A 17,975-nucleotide genomic window follows, 5' to 3' on the forward strand; every position below is an offset into this window, starting at 1 on the left:
CGCGGAGGGACTCAGTGGTCCAGACGGCGCTCCGCGGCGCGGCGCTTCTGGACCTCTCGGTGCTCCTTGTCGAGCTCGGCCTGCAGCTCCTCGAGGCGCAGCTCCGTGGTGCCGGTGCGCGCGGGCATCGGCACGTAGTCCCTCTTGGGGCTGCCGGTGTAGATCTGGCGGGGGCGCCCGATCTTCGTCTCGGGATCGTGGATCATCTCGTTCCACTGCGCGATCCAGCCGGGCATCCGGCCGATCGCGAACAGCACCGTGAACATCTGGGTGGGGAACCCGATCGCCTTGTAGATGAGGCCGGTGTAGAAGTCGACGTTCGGGTAGAGCTTGCGCTCGATGAAGTAGTCGTCGGCCAGCGCGATCTCCTCGAGCTTGACCGCCAGCTCGAGCCGCTCGTCGTGGACGCCCAGGCGCTCCAGGACGTCGTCGGCGATCTTCTTGACGAAGCGCGCGCGGGGATCGTAGTTCTTGTACACCCGATGGCCGAAGCCCATCAGGCGGATCCCCTTCTCCTTGTTCTTGACCTTCTCCATGAACTGCTCGGGGGTCATCCCGCTGGTCTGGATCTCGTCGAGCATGTCCATCACCGCGGCGTTGGCGCCGCCGTGGGCGGGGCCGGACAGCGCGCCGATCCCCGCGGAGATCGAGGTGAAGAGGTTCGCCTGGGCCGAGCCCACGAGCCGCACGGCCGAGGCCGAGCAGTTCTGCTCGTGATCGGCATGGAGGATCAGCAGTTGCTCCATGGCGCGGACCACGACGGGATCGGCGATGTAGTCCTCGACCGGGAACCCGAAGGTCAGGCGCAGGAAGTTCTCGATCAGCGAGAGCCGGTTGTCGGGGTACAGGAGCGCGTGGCCCTGACCCACGCGGTGCGCGTACGCGGCCAGCGTCGGCACCTTGGCCAGCAGGCGGTACGTCGACAGGCGCACCTGGTCCTCGTCGAAGGGGCTGAGGGAGTCCTGGTAGAACGTCGACAGCGCCGAGGTACCCGCCTGCAGCACGGCCATCGGGTGCGCGTCCCGCGGGAAGCCGTCGAAGAGGCGCTTGAAGCGCTCGTCGAGGAGCGTGCGGCGCTCGATCGAGGAGACGAAGTTGTCCAGCTGCCCGGCGGTGGGCAGCTCGCCGTTGATGAGGAGGTAGGAGACCTCGAGGTAGCTGGAGTGCTCGGCCAGCTGCTCGATGGGGTACCCGCGGTAGCGCAGGATCCCCTCGTCGCCGTCGATGTACGTGATCGCCGACTTGGTGTTGGCGGTGTTCATGAAGCCCGGGTCGTACGTGACGTCCCCGGTGGTCTTGCGCAGCGGGGCGATGTCGATCCCGGCATTGCCCTCGACGGCCTCGACGGTCCCGAGCTCGAGCTCGTGGCCGCCGTGCCGGAGGGAGGTGGACGTCGTCGTCTGATCCACGGGTGGGTCTCCGTTCACACAGGTCTGATGGAGGCGAGGCGTGCGGCGGCGGCGGCGACGCGGTCGTCGGTGGCCGTCAGGGCGATCCGCACGTGGCGCTCGCCCGCCCCACCATAGAACATCCCCGGTGCGCACAGGATTCCCAGCTCGGCGAGACGGGCGACGCTGGTCAGGGCGTCCTCCCCGAACGTGGTCCACAGGTACAGTCCCGCCTCCGAGCGCGGGATCGTGCCGCCCGCGGCCTCGACCGCGGGGCGCAGAACGTCGCGTCGCCGACGGTAGATCTCGCGCTGGGCGGTCACCGCGTCGTCGTCGTCCAGCGCCGTCGTCATCGCGGTCTGGATGGGCCCGGGCAGCATGAGACCCGCCTGCTTGCGGATCGCCGTGAGCTCGCCGATCAGGGCGGGGTCCCCGGCCACGAAGGCGGCGCGGTACCCGGCGAGATTGGACTGCTTGGACAGCGAGTACACGCACAGCACGCCGTCGAGGGAGCCGCCGTTGACCCGCGGATCCAGGATCGAGGGCACGTCGGTGACGTCCCACGGCAGCAGGGCGTAGCACTCGTCGGAGGCCACCACGATCCCGCGCTCCCGTGCCCAGGCGACGATCGAGGCCAGCTGCTCGGCGCTGAGCACCGCGCCGGTGGGGTTGCCGGGCGAGTTGACCCACAGCAGGCCGATGCGTCCGATCAGCTCCGCCGTCGCGGTCCCCTCGAAGGCGGCGTCGCCCTCGGCCGCCAGGCGCTCGAGATCCACGGGCACCGGGGTGGCGCCCACGAAGATCGTGCCCATCTCGTAGGTGGGGTAGGCGATGTGGGGGAAGGCGACCGCGCCGTCGGCGCCGATCCCGAGCTGGAACGGCAGCTGCGCCACGAGCTCCTTGGAGCCCACCGTCGCCAGGACGTGCGCGTGGTCGGTCTCGGGCGGGGCCGCGAGGTGGCGCCGGACGAACCGCACGAGGGCGTCGCGCAGGGCGGGGGTCCCGACGGTCGTCGGGTAGCCGTGCGAGTCGGCGCCGTCCGCCAGGGCCTCCTGGATACGGCGCGGTGTCGGGTCCACGGGGGTCCCGACCGAGAGGTCGACGATCCCGTCGGGGTGCTGCTGGGCGCGGGCGCGGTGGGCGGCCAGGGTGTCCCAGGGGAACTCCGGCAGGCGCGCGGCGAGGGACCGGCGGCGGGGCTGCGCGGCGTCGGTCACGGGGTCAGTCGCCCTCACCCTGGGGCGGGAGCGCCTCGATGAGCGGGTGGTCCTTGTCGATGACACCCATCTTCGCGGCGCCGCCGGGAGAGCCGAGGTCCTCGAAGAACTCGACGTTGGCCTTGTAGTAGTCGGCCCACTCGTCGGGGACATCGTCCTCGTAGTAGATGGCCTCGACGGGGCAGACGGGCTCGCAGGCGCCGCAGTCCACGCACTCGTCGGGCTGGATGTAGAGACTGCGGTTGCCTTCGTAGATGCAGTCCACCGGACATTCGTCGACGCATGCCCGGTCCTTGACATCGACGCAGGGCAGGGCGATGACGTAGGTCATGGTGCGGTCCTTCCGGATGCTCGCAGGTACGGCAGGGGGCGAACCTCCATCATCGCACTGCCCCGGGGACGACGGGCGCCCCGGGACGTGGAGGAGGCGTGAGGGTGACGCGATGAACAGCACCGGCCCCTGGCTAGGCTCGGACCATGGATGCGCGCGACGAGGTCGCGGGGCCGAGCCCCGCCCGTGAGCGCCCCGGATGGGCGCCGTTCCTGGAGCCGGGGGTGCGGGTGGTCCTGCGCTACCGGATCGACCGCGCGCTCTCGCCGCACGGCGAGGGGATGACCGATGCCCTCGGCACGATCGCGGCGGTCGACGCGGAGACGGTCACCGTGATGACGCGCCGGGGTGCGGACCGGGTGGTGCGCGGCCTGGTCATCGCGGCGAAGCAGGTGCCTCCGGCGCCCGTGCGCCGCGTCGCGCCCCGATGACGTAGCCCGCCCCGGCGCACACGTGCAGCGCCACGGCGATCCACAGGAGGGCCTGCACGAACGGGAGGGCCGCCGGCATCCAGGCTCCCGCGGCCGCCAGGAGGAACACGCTGGTCATCAGCAGGGCCGTGCGCGCCTTGCCCACGAGGGAGACGGCGATCGTGCTGCGCAGCGCCGCGCGCGAGGTCACGATCGCGACGACCACGTCCACGACGGCCACCACCACGAGCGCGGCCCACGGCAGCAGGTCCGCGAGCGCGAGGGCGAGCACGATCCCGATCAGCCCGATCCTGTCGGCCACCGGGTCCAGCACCTGGCCGAAGCGGCTGGTCTGGTCGAGCAGCCGCGCGAGCATCCCGTCGATCCAGTCGGTGAGCGCCCAGACCAGCAGGAGCAGGACGGAGAGGGTGTCGGGGCCGCCGTCGACGAGGAGCACGCACACCGGGACCAGCAGCACCAGGCGCACGAGGGTCACCGCATTGGGGATCGTCGCCCAGTCGGGGCGCCCTCCCCCGGCCCGTGGACCGGCGGGTGCGGGATCGTTCACCGGTCCCTCGCGGCGAGCAGCGTCCGCATGCGGACGGCCCACATCACGACGAGGACCAGCAGGGGGACGCCCACGCCGATCAGCTGGACGATCCATCCCTGGTACTGGATCTGGTCGCCGAGGGCTCCGGGCATGAGCACGCCGCCGCCCGCACCGTTGCCCGAGAACGGGATGACGAGGGCGCCCCAGGCGGCGGTCAGCACCACCAGCGGCAGGCGCCGCCCGGTCGAGGCCACGAGGAACAGCGAGGCCGCCAGCTGGAACACGGCGCCCATCACGAGCCCGATCGGCAGGTCGATCCCGGCCACCGGCAGCTCGAGACGATGGATCGTCACCAGCAGCAGCACCGAGATGACCGCGAGCACGATCGCGGCCACGACCTGCACCGCCCGGCTCGCCGGATCCGTGCCCTCGGGGCGCTGGGCTCCGGGGGCACGGTCGGCGGCAGCCGGCGGCCGGGTCACGTGATGCCGATCAGACCGAGGCCTTGGACCGCGAGCGCAGGCGTGCGCGCTGCCCCTGGTCCAGGACCACCTTGCGGATCCGCACGGTCTGCGGGGTGACCTCGACGCACTCGTCGTCGTTGGCGAACTCGAGGGACTCCTCGAGGGTGAGCTTGCGCGGCGGGACGAGGTTCTCGAAGGCGTCCGACGAGGCGGCACGCATGTTCGTCAGCTTCTTCTCCTTGGTGATGTTGACGTCCATCTCCTCGTTGCGGGAGTTCTCGCCCACCACCTGGCCCTCGTACACCTCGCTCGTGGGCTCGACGAAGAAGCTGCCGCGCTCCTGCAGGTTGATCATGGCGAACGGCGTCACCGCACCGGGGCGGTCCGCGACGAGCGAGCCCGAGGACCGCAGCTCGATCGGTCCCAGCCACGGCTCGTAGCCGTCGGCGTAGGAGGAGGCGATGCCGGTGCCGCGGGTGTCCGTGAGGAACCGGGTGCGGAAGCCGATGAGGCCGCGCGAGGGGACGACGAACTCCATGCGGACCCAGCCGGAGCCGTGGTTGGACATCGTCTCCATGCGGCCCTTGCGGGAGGCCATGAGCTGGGTGACGGCGCCGAGGTACTCCTCGGGGACGTCGATCGTCATGCGCTCGACGGGCTCGGAGGTCTTGCCGTCGATCTCGCGGGTCAGCACCTGGGGCTTGCCGACGGTGAGCTCGAAGCCCTCGCGGCGCATCTGCTCGACGAGGATCGCCAGCGCGAGCTCGCCGCGGCCCTGGACCTCCCAGGCGTCGGGACGCTCGGTGGGCAGGACCCGCAGGGACACGTTGCCCACGAGCTCGGCGTCGAGGCGGTCCTTGACCTGGCGGGCGGTGAGCTTGTGGCCCTTGCCGTTCTTGCCGGCCAGCGGCGAGGTGTTGATGCCGATGGTCATGGAGATCGCGGGATCGTCGACCGTGATGAGCGGCAGCGGGCGCGGGTCCTCCACGTCGGTGAGGGTCTCACCGATCATGATGTCGGGGATCCCGGCGACGGCGACGATGTCGCCGGGGCGCGCGGTGCGGGTCATCGGCTCGCGCGAGAGGCCCTTGGTCTCCTGCAGCTCGGTGATGCGGACGTTCTTGATGTCGCCGTGCTGGGTGGCCCAGGCGACGGTCTGGCCCTTGGAGAGCTCGCCGTTGACGATCCGCAGGAGCGCCAGGCGACCCAGGAACGGGGAGGCGTCGAGGTTGGTGACGTGCGCCTGCAGCGGCATCTCGTCGTCGTACACGGGGGCCGGGATCGACTCGATGATCGTCTTGAACAGCGGCTCGACGGTCTCGGAGTCGGGCAGCTCGCCGTCGGCGGGCTTGTTCAGGCTCGCGCGGCCGGCCTTGCCGGAGGCGTACACGACGGGCACGTCCAGGACGGCGTCGACGTCGAGGCCCTCGACCTCGTCGGCGAGGTCCGAGGCCAGGCCCAGCAGCAGGTCCGTGGTCTCGGAGACGACGTCGTCGATGCGGGCGTCCGGGCGGTCGGTCTTGTTGACCACGAGGATCACGGGCAGCTTCGCGGCGAGCGCCTTGCGCAGCACGAAGCGGGTCTGCGGGAGGGGACCCTCGGAGGCGTCGACGAGGAGGACCACGCCGTCGACCATCGACAGGCCGCGCTCGACCTCGCCGCCGAAGTCGGCGTGGCCGGGGGTGTCGATGACGTTGATGATGATGCCGTCGGGCTCGCCGTTGGCGGCGGCCGAGGGGCCGTGGTACCGGATCGCCGTGTTCTTGGCGAGGATCGTGATGCCCTTCTCGCGCTCGAGCTCGCCGGAGTCCATCGCGCGGTCCTCGTGCTTGTCGCGCTCCCCGAGGGCGCCGCCCTGGGTGAGCATGGCGTCGACGAGGGTGGTCTTGCCGTGGTCGACGTGGGCGACGATGGCGACATTACGCAGGTCGTTGCGGTGCTGGATGGACATGCGGGGGCTACTCGTTTCGTCGAGGTGGAGGGCGATCGTCGCCCGTGTGGCACGTGCTCCCGGGGCCCGGGATCACGGCGGCACGCCCAGCGGACCGGCCCGCTCCGAGGAGGGGCGCAGGCATGGGCGTGCTCCGACCGGTCAGATTCTATCGGCTCCGGGCCCGATCGCGCGGGTGCGGTTCGCCACGTACGGGGCGCACGGGCCCTGCCGCCGCCGTCGCGTCCGGCTTCCTCCCTCAGACGTGACCGGCTCCCGTGAAGGGATCGGTCGGCTCCTCCCCCAGCGGCGAGGTCGGCCCGTCGACCTCGGAGATCTCGGCGGCCGCGGCATCCACGCCGCGCTCCGCATCGACCTCCACCTCGATCGTCTCCGACCCCGCGAGCGGGATCGAACCGCCGGGGATCGCCCCCAGGAGGCGCTGGGTGTACTCCTCCCGGGGCTCGTGGAAGAGCTCCTCGGTGGCACCTTCCTCGACGACCCTGCCCCGCTCCATGACGACGGTGCGATCGGCGATCTGACGAACGACCGCGAGATCGTGGGTGATGAATATGTAGGACAGGCCCAGCTCCGCCTGGAGGTCGTTCAGGAGCGACAGCACCTGGGCCTGGACGAGCACGTCGAGCGCGGAGACCGCCTCGTCGCACACGACCACCTCGGGGTCCACCGCGAGGGCCCGTGCGATCGCGATGCGCTGGCGCTGGCCACCCGAGAGCTCGTTGGGGTACCGCCGCATCATCGATGCAGGCAGGGACACCTTCTCGAGCAGGTCGCGCACCTTGGCCTCACGGCTGCGGGCGTTGCCGATGCGGTGCAGGCGCAACGGCTCCTCGATCGCGCGGTAGATCGAGTAGGTGGGATCCAGCGTGCCGTAGGGGTTCTGGAAGATCGGCTGCACGCGCCGGCGCAGGGCCATGAGTTCGGTCCTCCCCAGCTCCGTGACATCGCGCCCTTCGAACAGCACGCGGCCGGAGGTGGGCTGGAGGAGCTTGAGCACCATCTGCGCGACGGTCGACTTCCCTGAGCCGGACTCGCCCACGATCGCCGTCGTCGTCCCGCGCACGAGGTCGAAGGAGACGTCGTCCACGGCGGTGAACGCCCTCGACCGCCACGGCACGCTGCCGCGGATGGGGAAGACCTTGGTCAGATTCTCGACGCGCACCACGACGTCGTCGGGGACGGCGGGCGCGGCGTTCCCGCCGACGGGGTCCGGCCGGGTCCGGGCCATCCGCGTGGGGGAGACCTCTGCCCTCACCTGCTGCGCCTGCTCGGCGATGCGGGCGCGCTCCTTGTCCGAGACGAGGCGGCGCGAGGCGAGCGAGGGCGCGGCAGCGATGAGTCGCCGGGTGTACGGGTGCCGAGGGCGCTGGAGCAGCTCGAGCGCCGGCCCGGATTCGACGACCTGCCCCTTGTACATGACCACGAGGTGCTGAGCGCGCTCGGCGGCGAGTCCCAGATCGTGGGTGATGAGCAGGACGGCCGTGCCCATCTCGGTCGTGAGCGTGTCCAGGTGATCGAGGATCTGCTGCTGCACGGTCACGTCGAGCGCGCTCGTCGGCTCGTCGGCGATCAGCAGGCGCGGACGCGCCGCGAGCCCCATCGCGATGAGGGCGCGCTGGCGCATGCCGCCGGAGAACTCGTGCGGGTACTGGCGCGCCCGCTGTTCGGCGTCCGGCAGCCCCGCCTCGGCGAGGAGCTCGGCGGTGCGCTTGCGCGCGGCCTTCCCCCGGGCGATGCCGTTGGCGGCGAGCGCCTCGCGGATCTGGAACCCGACGGTCCACAGCGGGTTGAGGTTGCTCATCGGGTCCTGCGGAACCAGGCCGATCTCGTCCCCGCGCAGCGTCCGGATCTCCCGGTCGGAGACCTGGGTGATGTCGCGGCCGCCGAAGCGGATGCTGCCGCCGGTGACCCTCCCGTTCTTGGGCAGGAGTCGCGCGATCGCCATGGCGGTGGTCGACTTGCCCGACCCCGACTCCCCCACGATCGCGACCGTCTGCCCCGGATACACCGTGAGGCCCGCGCCGCGCACGGCGTGGACGGGGCCCGACGACGTCGAGAACGTGATGTCGAGGTCCGTGATCTCCAGGAGCGGCTCGTCCGCGGTGCTCTCGGAGCGGTGGGGTGCAGGTGCGGTGGAGGTCATCGCTTCCTCGCCTTCGGATCGAGCGCGTCGCGCACGGCGTCGCCCAGCATGATGAAGCTGAGCACGGTGACGGCCAGGGCGACCGACGGGTAGAACAGCATCATCGGGTTGGTCCGCAGCGCGGGCTTGGCGTCGGAGATGTCCGCCCCCCAGGAGACGGCGCTGGTGACCCCTACCCCGAGGAACGACAGCGTGGCCTCGGCGACGATGAAGACGCCCAGGTTGACGGTGGCGGTGACGATGACCGGGGCGATCGCGTTGGGGACGACGTGACGCAGCAGGTTCGTCGCACGTCCTGCCCCCAGTGCCGTCGACGCCATGATGAAGTCCTGGTTCTTCACGGAGATGACGCTTCCGCGCATGATCCTCGCGACATTGGTCCATCCGAAGATCGACAGCACCAGCACCACGGTCCACAGGCTCATGTGCCCTGAGAAGCGGTTCGCGAACACGATCGCGCCGAGGATCAGCGGGATCGCGAAGAAGACGTCGGTGACCCGGGACAGCAGCTCGTCGAACCAGCCCCCCACATATCCGGCCACGGCCCCGATCACGCCGCCGATGAGGGTCGAGAGCACCATCGTGAGGAACCCGATGAGCACCGACGTGCGGGTCCCGTGGATCGTGCGGGAGAAGACGTCGTAGCCCTGGCGGGTCGTGCCGAAGAGATGCTCGGAGCTCGGCCTCTGGTTGGCGATCGAGAGATCGCCGCGGGTCGGGTCCAGAGAGCTGAAGACGCCGGGGAACAGCGCCACGAAGAGGACGAAGGCGATCAGCAGCGACGAGACGACGAAGACCGGATTGCGTACGAGCGTGTGGATGGCCTCGGCCCACAGGGACCGCGGGGCACGGGTCGTGTCGACGGCATCGACGGCGCGCAGAGGCGTCTCGGAGGTGGGTGCGACCTGATGGCGCTGCGTCGCGCGGGGTGCGGTGGCCTCACTGGGCATATCGGATCCTCGGATCGAGCACGGCGTACAGAAGGTCCACGATGAGATTCGCGATCAGGAAGATGATCACGAGGATCGTGACGATGGAGACGATCTTGGGGCTGTCGGACCGGGTGATGGCGCTGAAGAGCTCGGACCCGACACCGTGGATGTTGAAGATGCTCTCGGTGACGATCGCCCCGCCCATCAGGGCCCCGACATCGGCGCCCACGAAGGTGATGACGGGGATCAGGGAGTTGCGCAGGATGTGCTTGGAGACGATGCCACCGCGCGAGAGACCCTTGGCGGTCGCGGTGCGCACGTGATCGGCGGTCGCGACCTCGGACACCGACGTGCGGGTCAGCCGCAGCACGTAGGCGAAGGACACGATGCCCAGCACCGCCCCGGGGACCAGGAGATTCACGAACGAGGGGTCCCGTCCGACATTGACCGGTATCAGTCCCCACTTCACGCCCAGCACGAACTGCGCCACGAAGCCGATGACGAAGGTCGGCACGGCGATCACGAGGAGCGAGACGAGCAGGAACGTGGTGTCGATCCAGGTCCCCTTGCGCAGGCCGGAGATCACGCCTGCGGCGACGCCCAGGACGGTCTCGACGACCACGGCGATCAGGGCCAGCCGGATGGTCACGGGATAGGCGTCGCGCAGGTCGTCGAGGATGGGGCGCCCCTGGAGCGAGATCCCGAAATCACCGCGCACGACGTTGCCGATGTAGATGAGCCACTGGACGACGAGCGGCTTGTCGAGGTTGTACTCCGCGCGCAGCTGGGCGACGACTGCCGGGGACAACGGCTTGTCACCGGAGATCGCGGCGATGGGGTCGCCGCCGGAATAGAACGCCATGGCGTAGACGAGGAGCGTCGCGCCGAGGAAGACGGGGACCATCTGCAGCAGTCGCCGCGCGATGTACCAGATCACAGGGTCACCTTCGTAGGGGGGACGGTGCCATGGGCACGACGCCCGGGGCACCGGGGGCGGCGGTCCTCACGGTGAGGTGCCGTCGGGGTGGTCAGTGTAGGGAAGGCGCCGCACGGCTGCGCTCCCAGACTCCGCCGGGGGCGTCCGGCGGTGAGGCGGCTCGCGGACCGGCGGCCGCCGGTCCGCGAGGAACCGACGGCCGCCGCGCTGCGACGCTCCGACCTGGTCAGGCCTTGGTGATGGCGTAGTACAGCGGGACCGTGTCCCAGCCGAACTCCACGTCACCGACGGACTCGGAGTAGCCGCCGAACGTGTTCTGGTACCACAGCGGGATGGCCGGGAGGTCCTGCACGAGGATGGCCTCGCCCGCCTTGTACTGGACGATCGCGGCCTCGACGTCGGCGGCCTCGAGCCCCTGGGCCAGCAGACCGTCGAACTCGGGGTTCTTGTAGTCGCCGTCGTTGGAGCCCTTTCCGTCCGCCGCCGCCGAGGAGTACAGCGGGCCGAGGAAGTTGTACGCCGAGGGGTAGTCGGCCTGCCAGCCCGAGCGGAACGCACCCTTGAGCTGACGGTCGGTGATCTGCTTGCGGAACTCGCCGAAGGCCGGGAACGGCTGCGGGTTCGCCTCGATGCCCAGGGTGTTCTTGATCGAGTTGCAGACCGCTTCGACCCAGTCCTTGTGCGGACCGTCCGCGTTGTAGGAGAGGGTGAAGGGCGTCGAGGTGTCGTATGCCTGGACCGCCTCGGCCTGGTTCCACAGCTCCTTGGCCTGTGCCGCGTCGAAGTCGAGGACCTCGGCGCCGGGGATGTCCGTCGCGCCGCCGCCCTCGATCACGGGAGCGACGAAGTCCGTCGCGGGCGTGCGCGTCTTGAAGAACAGGGAGTCGCAGATCGACGCACGGTCGATCGCCCGCGACAGCGCCTGGCGACGGAGCTTGCCCGCCTCCCCCGAGAAGTTCGGATCGTTCTGGGCGATCGTGAACGACTGGAACACGGCGCCGGGAGCGTTGACGGCACGGTCGCCCAGGTCGCTCTCGAAGGTGGACAGCGCCGACGTCGGGATCGCGTCGATGACGTCGACGTTCCCGGACTCGAGGTCGCTGTACATCGTGTCGTTGTCGGCGTAGATCGTGAAGGTGATCCCGCCGTTCTTGGGCGTGCGCGGGCCGTCGTAGTGCTCGTTGGGCACGAGCACGATCTGCTTGTTGTGGTCCCAGGTCTCGACCTTGTACGGACCGTTGGAGACCGGCTTCTCCCCGAACGCATCGATGTCGTCGATCGCGCCGTCCGGCAGCGGCATGTAGGCCGAGTAGCCCAGACGGGTCGGGAAGTCGGACTGCGCGGAGACGAGCTTGACCGTGAAGGACGTGTCGTCGACGACGGCCAGACCCGAGAGGGTCTCGGCGGAGGGGGTCTCCGCGGCCACGGCGTCGAAGCCCTCGATCGGCTCGAAGAACGACTGGCCCTTCTGGGCGTTCGTCGTCAGCGCGCCGAAGTTCCAGGCGTCCACGAAGCTCTTGGCGGTGACGTCGGAGCCGTCCGAGAACTTCTGGCCGGACTTGATCTTGATCGTCCAGGTCTGCTTGTCATCGGACTCGATCGATTCGGCGAGGTCGTTCTCGACCTTGCCGTCCGCCGTGTAGTAGACGAGCCCGGCGAAGGCGGAGGTGATGACGCGCCCGCCGCCCACCTCGCTCGTGTTGGTGGGGATCAGCGGGTTCTCGGGCTCGGTGCCGTTGGCGAAGACGACCTGCCCGCCATCGCCGCCGCCGTCGCTCCCGCCGTCGCTCTCACCGCTGCATGCTGCGAGGGCGATGGCCGCGGTACCGGTGGCCGCGGAGCCGAGGATCATCGATCGACGTGAGATCGTCATGGACCTCTCCTGGAGGGTAGAAGGGGGCGCACAGGGTTCCGTGAGCCCGTGAAAGGTGTCGCTCAGTCTGCCCCACGGATCTCCGACGCCCGCACTCAGGCCGATAACGGTTCGGTATCGGCGTGTCCAGAGCATTCCGAGGACTGGTCATCGTGTCCGCCGTGCAGGACGTCCCGTCATCGGGCGTCATGACTGCCGCACGCGGCCGCGGAGCGCCACAATGGACCCATGACCGAGGACACCTCACACTCCCCCGCGCCCGTCGCGGACCCCATCGACCCCACCACCACCGCGGCCTGGTCCGCGCTGGAGGAGCACGACGACCACCTCGAGGGCTCCCTGCGCGAGTGGTTCGCCGCGGACCCCGAGCGAGCGGCGCGCCTGACCCACGACGCCGCCGACCTCCACGTCGACCTCTCCAAGAACCTCGTCACCCCCGAGACCGTCGACCTCCTGCTGGACCTCGGTCGCGCGGTCGGCCTCGAGGCCCGTCGCGACGCGATGTTCGCGGGCACCCACCTGAACACCTCCGAGGACCGCGCCGTGCTGCACACCGCGCTGCGCCGTCCGTCCGGCGCCGAGCCCGCGCTCGAGGTCGACGGGCAGGACGTCGACCACGACGTCCACGAGGTGCTGCGGCGGATCTACGCCTTCGCGGACTCCGTGCGCTCCGGCGCCTGGACCGGCGTGACCGGCAAGAGGATCCGCACCGTCGTCAACATCGGCATCGGCGGCAGCGACCTGGGGCCGGTCATGGTCTACGAGGCCCTGCGGCCGCTCGCCGACGCCGGCATCGAGGCCCGCTTCATCTCGAACATCGACCCCACCGACGCGTACGAGACGACGGCGGATCTCGACCCCGAGACCACCCTCGTGATCGTCGCGTCCAAGACCTTCACGACGCTGGAGACCATCACCAATGCGCGCCTGGTGCGTACGTGGCTGCTCGACGGGCTGCGGTCCTCCGGTGCCATCACCGCGGACCAGGAGAAGGACGCCGTCGCCAAGCACTTCGCCGCCGTCTCGACCGCTCTCGACAAGGTCGCCGACTTCGGGATCGACACGGACAACGCCTTCGGGTTCTGGAACTGGGTGGGCGGCCGCTACAGCGTCGACTCCGCGATCGGCACCGTCCTCGCGGTCGCACTCGGCCCGGCCGTGTTCGAGGAGCTGCTGGCCGGCTTCCACGACCTCGACGAGCATTTCCGCACCGCGCCGCTCGAGAGCAACGTGCCCGTGCTGATGGGGCTCATCAACGTCTGGAACGTGAACTTCCTGCAGGCCGAGACCCACGCGGTGCTCCCCTACTCCCAGTACCTGCATCGCTTCCCGGCCTACCTCCAGCAGCTGACGATGGAGTCCAACGGCAAGTCCGTGCGCTGGGACGGCACCACCGTGACCACCGAGACCGGCGAGGTCTACTGGGGCGAGCCCGGCACCAACGGCCAGCACGCCTTCTACCAGCTGATCCACCAGGGAACGCGCATCATCCCCGCCGACTTCATCGCCTTCGCGACGCCGGTCCGGCCTCTGCAGGACGGCGACCAGGACGTCCACGAGCTGTTCCTCGCGAACTTCTTCGCCCAGACCAAGGCCCTGGCGTTCGGCAAGACCGCCGAGGAGGTCCGCGCCGAGGGCACCACCGGCGCGCTCGTCGCCGCCCGCGAGTTCTCCGGCGACCGCCCGACCACGTCGATCATCGCCCCAGCCCTCACGCCGCGCGTGCTGGGGCAGCTGATCGCCCTGTACGAGCACATCACCTTCGTCGAAGGCACCGTATGGGGCATCAACTCCTTCGACCAGTGGGGCGTGGAGCTGGGCAAGCAGCTGGCCAAGGAGCTCGCGCCCGCGGTCGCCGGTGACGAGCAGGCGATCGATGCCCAGGACTCCTCGACCGCCGAGCTGATCCGCTACTACCGGGCGCACCGCGAGCGCGCCTGATGCCTCGGGCGTCGCGGGAGGGCGAGGAGTCGTCCTCCCGCGGCGCCCGGTCGGTCGCGGGAGTGCCTCCCCCCTCATCGCTCTCGCCGTCGTCGCCGTGCTCGTGTCCTCGGGGATCCTGTGGCCGGGGCGGATCTTCGCCGCGGGGTACGCGCTGCGCGGGGTGGACGTCTCCTCGTACCAGGGCCGCATCGACTGGCCGACGCCGGCCGGGGACGACGTGACCTTCAACGACGTCATGAGCGACTTCGTGGGCGGGCACGAGGAGCTGGCCGGCCTCTCGAACTGAGCCGGCCGCGGGCGGCGTGCGGCCGGATCCAGGTGAGGGACCCCGTGCGGGCATCCGGAGCGGAGCTCTGGCCCAGATTTCAGGTGCGGGCATCCGGAGGCGTGTACACGAACCGGCGCCCAGTGAAGGTACGGTCGCACCGGTGCAGCCGTGATCGCACAGGGCGCCGGGATGTGTACGCGACCTGCTCCGAGCAGGCCTCCTCCCGCTCCGGACAGCCGGACGGCACCCGACGAGCCGCCCCTCAGGACAGCGAGCCGCCGCTCAGGACAGGTAGTCGCTGTCCCGGGTCTCCTTGCCGATCAGCACGGCCACGAGCGTGACCACGGCCGCAAGCAGCAGGTACCCGCCCACCAGCCACAGACCGCCGTCCTGGGCCTGCCACAGCCGCAGCAGCACGTAGGGAGCAGGGGCTGCACCGATCACGGAGGCCATGTTGTAGCTGACGGCGCTGCCGGTGTAGCGCACGTCGGCGCGGAACATCTCGGGCAGGTAGGCGGCCATCGGCCCGAACGTCAGCCCCATGAGGGTGAAGCCGATGATCAGCACGGCCATGACCCCGGCGGTGCCCAGGTGGATCAGCGGCTCGATGACCAGACCGTAGGCGCCGATGAGGAGGGTGACGCCGATCAGGAGGCGGCGGCGACCGAGACGGTCGGCCAGCGGGCCCGAGATCAGGGTGAAGATCCCGAAGAACACCACGCCGATGATGAGCATCGTGAGGAACTGGGGGCGGTCGTAGCCCAGGCCCGGCGCGAAGTCCGCGGCGTCGAAGGGCTTGCCCGCGGCCTCAGCGGCGGCCCGCGCGCTGGCCTCGTCCGAGGCGGTCGTGCCCACCACCATGAGGAACGCGGTCATCAGGTAGAAGAGCACGTAGGTGGCGACCATCGCCACGGTGGTCAGGATGAGCGTGCGCCAGGCGGTCTTGAACACGCGGGCGATCGGCACGTTGGCCACGCGCTGCTCGTCGAGGACCTTCTGGAAGGCGGGGGTCTCCATGAGCTTCAGGCGCACCCACAGGCCCACCACCACGAGCACCGCGGAGAGCAGGAACGGCACGCGCCAGCCCCACGACAGGAACTGCGCGTCGCTCAGCCCGATGCTCAGGCCCACGAACAGCAGGTTGGAGAGGATGAAGCCGATCGGGGCGCCCAGCTGCGGGAACGTCCCGTAGAGGGCCCGCTTGCCAGCGGGCGCGTTCTCGGTGGCCAGCAGCGCGGCACCGGACCACTCGCCGCCCAGGCCCACGCCCTGGCAGAACCGCAGCAGCACGAGGATCGCGGGGGCGATGAAGGAGAAGCCGGGCGCGGAGGCGGTCGGGAGCACGCCGATGAGGAAGGTGGCGATGCCCATCACCAGCAGGCTCGCGACGAGCGTCTGCTTGCGGCCGATCCGGTCGCCGAAGTGGCCGAAGATCAGCGAACCCAGGGGACGCGCGATGAACGCGACGCCGAAGACGGCGAAGGACGCGAGGAGCTGGTTGGCCGGCGTCTGGTTCGGGAAGAACAGGGCCGGGAAGACCAGCGAGGCCGCCGTCGCATACGCGTAGAAGTCGAAGAACTCGATGGTCGTGCCGATCATCGACGCGAAGATGACGCGGCCCCGGGTGTTGGCGGGGGCGTCGACCGGGGCGTCGTCGGGCGTCTTCTGCTGTGCTTGATCGGGTGCGGTGCTCACGGAGGGAATGTAGTCCCCGATCTCGCCCACCGGACATGTGATCGGATCATGAGACGAGTCACGCCTCCGGCGATGCTGGGAGATCCCTCCACACGATCAGTGCGTTCACCCGAATGGGTGAACCGCATCACGATGTGATGAGATGTCCTGTCGGACACGGCACCAGGGACCGATCCGGCATCCGCTTCCGCCTCGGCGCTCGGCGCGCACCGCGCCGCCACCCCGAGGCGCCTGCTCATGGGGAAGAACCTGTGGATCCATTGATTCTCACGGGCGCCGGCGTCGTGGCCGCGGCGATCGTGCTCATCATCATCATCGTCACGCTGATACGCAGCTATCGCATCGCCGCGCCCAACGAGGCGCTCATCATCACCGGGCGCAACGCCAAGGCCGGCGACGTCGACCTCGAGTCCGGCGGGGCCCGCGTGGTCATCGGCGGCCGCGCCATCGTGCGCCCGATCTTCGACCGCGCCTTCGTGCTGAGCCTGTCCTCGCGCCAGATCCAGGTCGAGATCGAGGGCTACTCCAAGAACGGCATCTTCGTGCGGCTGCGCGGCGTCGCGCAGGTCAAGGTCGGCGGCAACGTCGACGACGTGCGCAAGGCCTCGCAGCGCTTCCTCGACCAGCAGGCGCAGATCGACCACTACAGCCAGGAGATCCTCTCGGGAACCCTGCGCGCCGTGGTCGGCACCCTGACCGTCGAGCAGATCATCCAGGACCGCGCGTCCTTCGCCTCCCAGGTGCAGGAGGAGGCCGAGCACTCGATGAACAACCAGGGCCTCGTGATCGACACGTTCCAGATCAGCGCGGTCGAGGACGACGGCACGTACCTGCGCGACTGGGGCCGGCCCGAGGCAGCGCTCGTGGCCAAGCGCGCCGCGATCGCCGAGTCCGGCGCCAACCGCGAGGCCACCGAGGCGCAGAACCTCAACCTCCAGGCCGAGGCCGAGTCGAAGCAGAAGGTCGACATCCGCCAGGCGGAGATCAAGGAGCAGACGGACGCCCGTCAGGCCGCGGCCGATGCCGCCGGTCCCCTGGCGCGTGCGACCCAGCAGCAGCGGATCATCGAGCAGGAGGAGCTCATCGCGATCCGCAACAACGACCTGCGCGAGAAGCAGCTGGTCGCCGAGGTCCACAAGCCGGCCGAGGCCAAGCGCTACGCCGAGCAGCAGGACGCGGACTCGAAGAAGTACGCCCGCGTGGCCGACTCCGAGGCCCAGCTGGCCGACGAGCGCAACCGCGCCGAGGCCCGCAAGGTCACGGCCGAGTCCGAGGCCTACTCGATCGAGGCCCACGGTCGCGCCGAGGCCGAGGCCGAGCTGCAGCGTCGCTCGAAGGACGCCGAGGCCGTGCGCCTCGAGGGCCAGGCCAAGGCCGACTCCCTGCGCGCCCAGGGTGAGGCCGACGGTGCGTCGATCCTCGCCCGCGGTGAGGCCGAGGCGGAGTCCACCCGCGCCAAGGCGGAGGCATACAAGCAGTTCAACGAGGCCGCGATCCTCTCGCAGCTCCTCGAGACGCTGCCCGAGGTCGCCCGCGAGCTCGCCTCGCCGTACTCGAACATCGAGTCGCTCTCGGTGGTCTCCACCGACGGCGAGGCGAAGATCGGCAAGAACATCTCCGCGAGCCTGGCACAGGTTCTCGACATGGTGCGCTCGACCACCGGCGTGGACTTCCACGACATGCTGCAGCGTGCGGCGTCGGGCTCCAGCTCGTCGTCCGAGGACGCTGTGCGCGAGCCGAGCGCCGTCGCGACGACGCCGGCCGCGACGACTGCGGCGACCGGCCCCACGGCGGAGGACACCGAGGGCTGAGAACGTTCGCCGCGGCGCCGAGCCGGCACCGCGGACACGGCATCAGGACGCGGGGCCCCGC

15 protein-coding genes are annotated in these 17,975 nt (G+C 70.0%); 4 read left to right on the forward strand and 11 right to left on the reverse strand.

The annotated features are described in order from the left end of the window. Positions 1-11: 11 nt before the first annotated feature. Genes ACT3TZ_RS09845 through fdxA form a run of 3 tightly spaced genes read right to left on the reverse strand, consistent with a single transcriptional unit; the run spans position 12 to position 2,936 of the window. A complete protein-coding gene (locus ACT3TZ_RS09845) occupies positions 12-1,409 on the reverse strand; it encodes a citrate synthase (RefSeq protein WP_444583235.1) in 1,398 nt (465 codons plus the stop codon). 14 nt (positions 1,410-1,423) lie between these two features. Continuing rightward, positions 1,424-2,605, reverse strand: coding sequence for a succinyldiaminopimelate transaminase (dapC, locus tag ACT3TZ_RS09850; protein ID WP_444583236.1), 1,182 nt, complete (start codon positions 2,603-2,605; stop codon positions 1,424-1,426). Between the two features lie 4 nt (positions 2,606-2,609). Next, positions 2,610-2,936 carry a ferredoxin gene (fdxA, locus tag ACT3TZ_RS09855; RefSeq protein WP_444583237.1) on the reverse strand — a complete coding sequence of 109 codons (327 nt, stop codon included), beginning with the start codon at positions 2,934-2,936 and terminating at the stop codon, positions 2,610-2,612. A gap of 146 nt (positions 2,937-3,082) precedes the next feature. Here fdxA and ACT3TZ_RS09860 point away from each other — a divergent pair, with 146 nt between their 5' ends. Then, the gene (locus ACT3TZ_RS09860; protein WP_444583238.1) at positions 3,083-3,367 is read left to right on the forward strand and encodes a putative acetyltransferase; all 285 of its coding nucleotides are present in this window, start codon (positions 3,083-3,085) and stop codon (positions 3,365-3,367) included. Here ACT3TZ_RS09860 and ACT3TZ_RS09865 read toward each other — a convergent pair. The 7 genes from ACT3TZ_RS09865 to ACT3TZ_RS09895 form a co-directional block, all read right to left on the reverse strand. Next, on the reverse strand, positions 3,312-3,914 hold the full coding sequence (locus tag ACT3TZ_RS09865; protein WP_444583239.1) for a CDP-alcohol phosphatidyltransferase family protein: 603 nt from the start codon (positions 3,912-3,914) through the stop codon (positions 3,312-3,314). The two genes, ACT3TZ_RS09860 and ACT3TZ_RS09865, sit on opposite strands and share 56 nt — an antisense overlap. Beyond that, a complete protein-coding gene (locus ACT3TZ_RS09870; RefSeq protein ID WP_444583240.1) occupies positions 3,911-4,378 on the reverse strand; it encodes a hypothetical protein in 468 nt (155 codons plus the stop codon). Before ACT3TZ_RS09870 ends, ACT3TZ_RS09865 begins: the two co-directional genes overlap by 4 nt. Positions 4,379-4,388: 10 nt before the next feature. Beyond that, complete coding sequence (typA, locus tag ACT3TZ_RS09875) at positions 4,389-6,311, reverse strand: translational GTPase TypA (protein WP_444583241.1); 1,923 nt, start codon at positions 6,309-6,311, stop codon at positions 4,389-4,391. A gap of 238 nt (positions 6,312-6,549) precedes the next feature. Then, positions 6,550-8,454, reverse strand: coding sequence for a dipeptide ABC transporter ATP-binding protein (locus tag ACT3TZ_RS09880; protein WP_444583242.1), 1,905 nt, complete (start codon positions 8,452-8,454; stop codon positions 6,550-6,552). Beyond that, complete coding sequence (locus ACT3TZ_RS09885; RefSeq protein ID WP_444583243.1) at positions 8,451-9,404, reverse strand: ABC transporter permease; 954 nt, start codon at positions 9,402-9,404, stop codon at positions 8,451-8,453. Before ACT3TZ_RS09885 ends, ACT3TZ_RS09880 begins: the two co-directional genes overlap by 4 nt. Continuing rightward, the gene (locus tag ACT3TZ_RS09890) at positions 9,394-10,323 is read right to left on the reverse strand and encodes an ABC transporter permease (RefSeq protein WP_444583244.1); all 930 of its coding nucleotides are present in this window, start codon (positions 10,321-10,323) and stop codon (positions 9,394-9,396) included. The genes ACT3TZ_RS09885 and ACT3TZ_RS09890 overlap by 11 nt, the downstream gene beginning before the upstream one ends. Before the next feature lie 226 nt (positions 10,324-10,549). Then, a complete protein-coding gene (locus tag ACT3TZ_RS09895) occupies positions 10,550-12,196 on the reverse strand; it encodes a peptide ABC transporter substrate-binding protein (RefSeq protein ID WP_444583245.1) in 1,647 nt (548 codons plus the stop codon). Between the two features lie 228 nt (positions 12,197-12,424). Here ACT3TZ_RS09895 and pgi point away from each other — a divergent pair, with 228 nt between their 5' ends. Next, positions 12,425-14,137 carry a glucose-6-phosphate isomerase gene (gene pgi / locus ACT3TZ_RS09900; RefSeq protein WP_444583246.1) on the forward strand — a complete coding sequence of 571 codons (1,713 nt, stop codon included), beginning with the start codon at positions 12,425-12,427 and terminating at the stop codon, positions 14,135-14,137. Between the two features lie 97 nt (positions 14,138-14,234). Then, complete coding sequence (locus ACT3TZ_RS09905) at positions 14,235-14,426, forward strand: hypothetical protein (protein WP_444583247.1); 192 nt, start codon at positions 14,235-14,237, stop codon at positions 14,424-14,426. 264 nt (positions 14,427-14,690) lie between these two features. Here ACT3TZ_RS09905 and ACT3TZ_RS09910 read toward each other — a convergent pair whose 3' ends face one another. Beyond that, positions 14,691-16,103: an MFS transporter gene (locus tag ACT3TZ_RS09910; protein ID WP_444583248.1), complete on the reverse strand. Its 1,413-nt coding sequence runs from the start codon at positions 16,101-16,103 to the stop codon at positions 14,691-14,693. A 251-nt stretch (positions 16,104-16,354) separates the two neighbouring features. On the opposite strand from ACT3TZ_RS09910, the gene ACT3TZ_RS09915 reads away from it, so the two are divergent. Continuing rightward, positions 16,355-17,914, forward strand: coding sequence for a flotillin family protein (locus ACT3TZ_RS09915; RefSeq protein ID WP_444583249.1), 1,560 nt, complete (start codon positions 16,355-16,357; stop codon positions 17,912-17,914). The last annotated feature ends 61 nt before the right edge of the window (positions 17,915-17,975 follow it).

Origin of the sequence: Brachybacterium sp. AOP25-B2-12, from assembly GCF_052378625.1 — a bacterium.
Classification (GTDB): domain Bacteria; phylum Actinomycetota; class Actinomycetes; order Actinomycetales; family Dermabacteraceae; genus Brachybacterium.

Coding starts and splice junctions, on each gene's coding strand:
- fdxA (WP_444583237.1), bottom strand. CDS start 2,936: ATGACCTACGTCATCGCCCTGCCCTGCGTCGATGTCAAGGACCGGGCA.
- ACT3TZ_RS09860 (WP_444583238.1), top strand. CDS start 3,083: ATGGATGCGCGCGACGAGGTCGCGGGGCCGAGCCCCGCCCGTGAGCGC.
- typA (WP_444583241.1), bottom strand. CDS start 6,311: ATGTCCATCCAGCACCGCAACGACCTGCGTAATGTCGCCATCGTCGCC.
- ACT3TZ_RS09880 (WP_444583242.1), bottom strand. CDS start 8,454: ATGACCTCCACCGCACCTGCACCCCACCGCTCCGAGAGCACCGCGGAC.
- ACT3TZ_RS09885 (WP_444583243.1), bottom strand. CDS start 9,404: ATGCCCAGTGAGGCCACCGCACCCCGCGCGACGCAGCGCCATCAGGTC.
- ACT3TZ_RS09895 (WP_444583245.1), bottom strand. CDS start 12,196: ATGACGATCTCACGTCGATCGATGATCCTCGGCTCCGCGGCCACCGGT.
- pgi (WP_444583246.1), top strand. CDS start 12,425: ATGACCGAGGACACCTCACACTCCCCCGCGCCCGTCGCGGACCCCATC.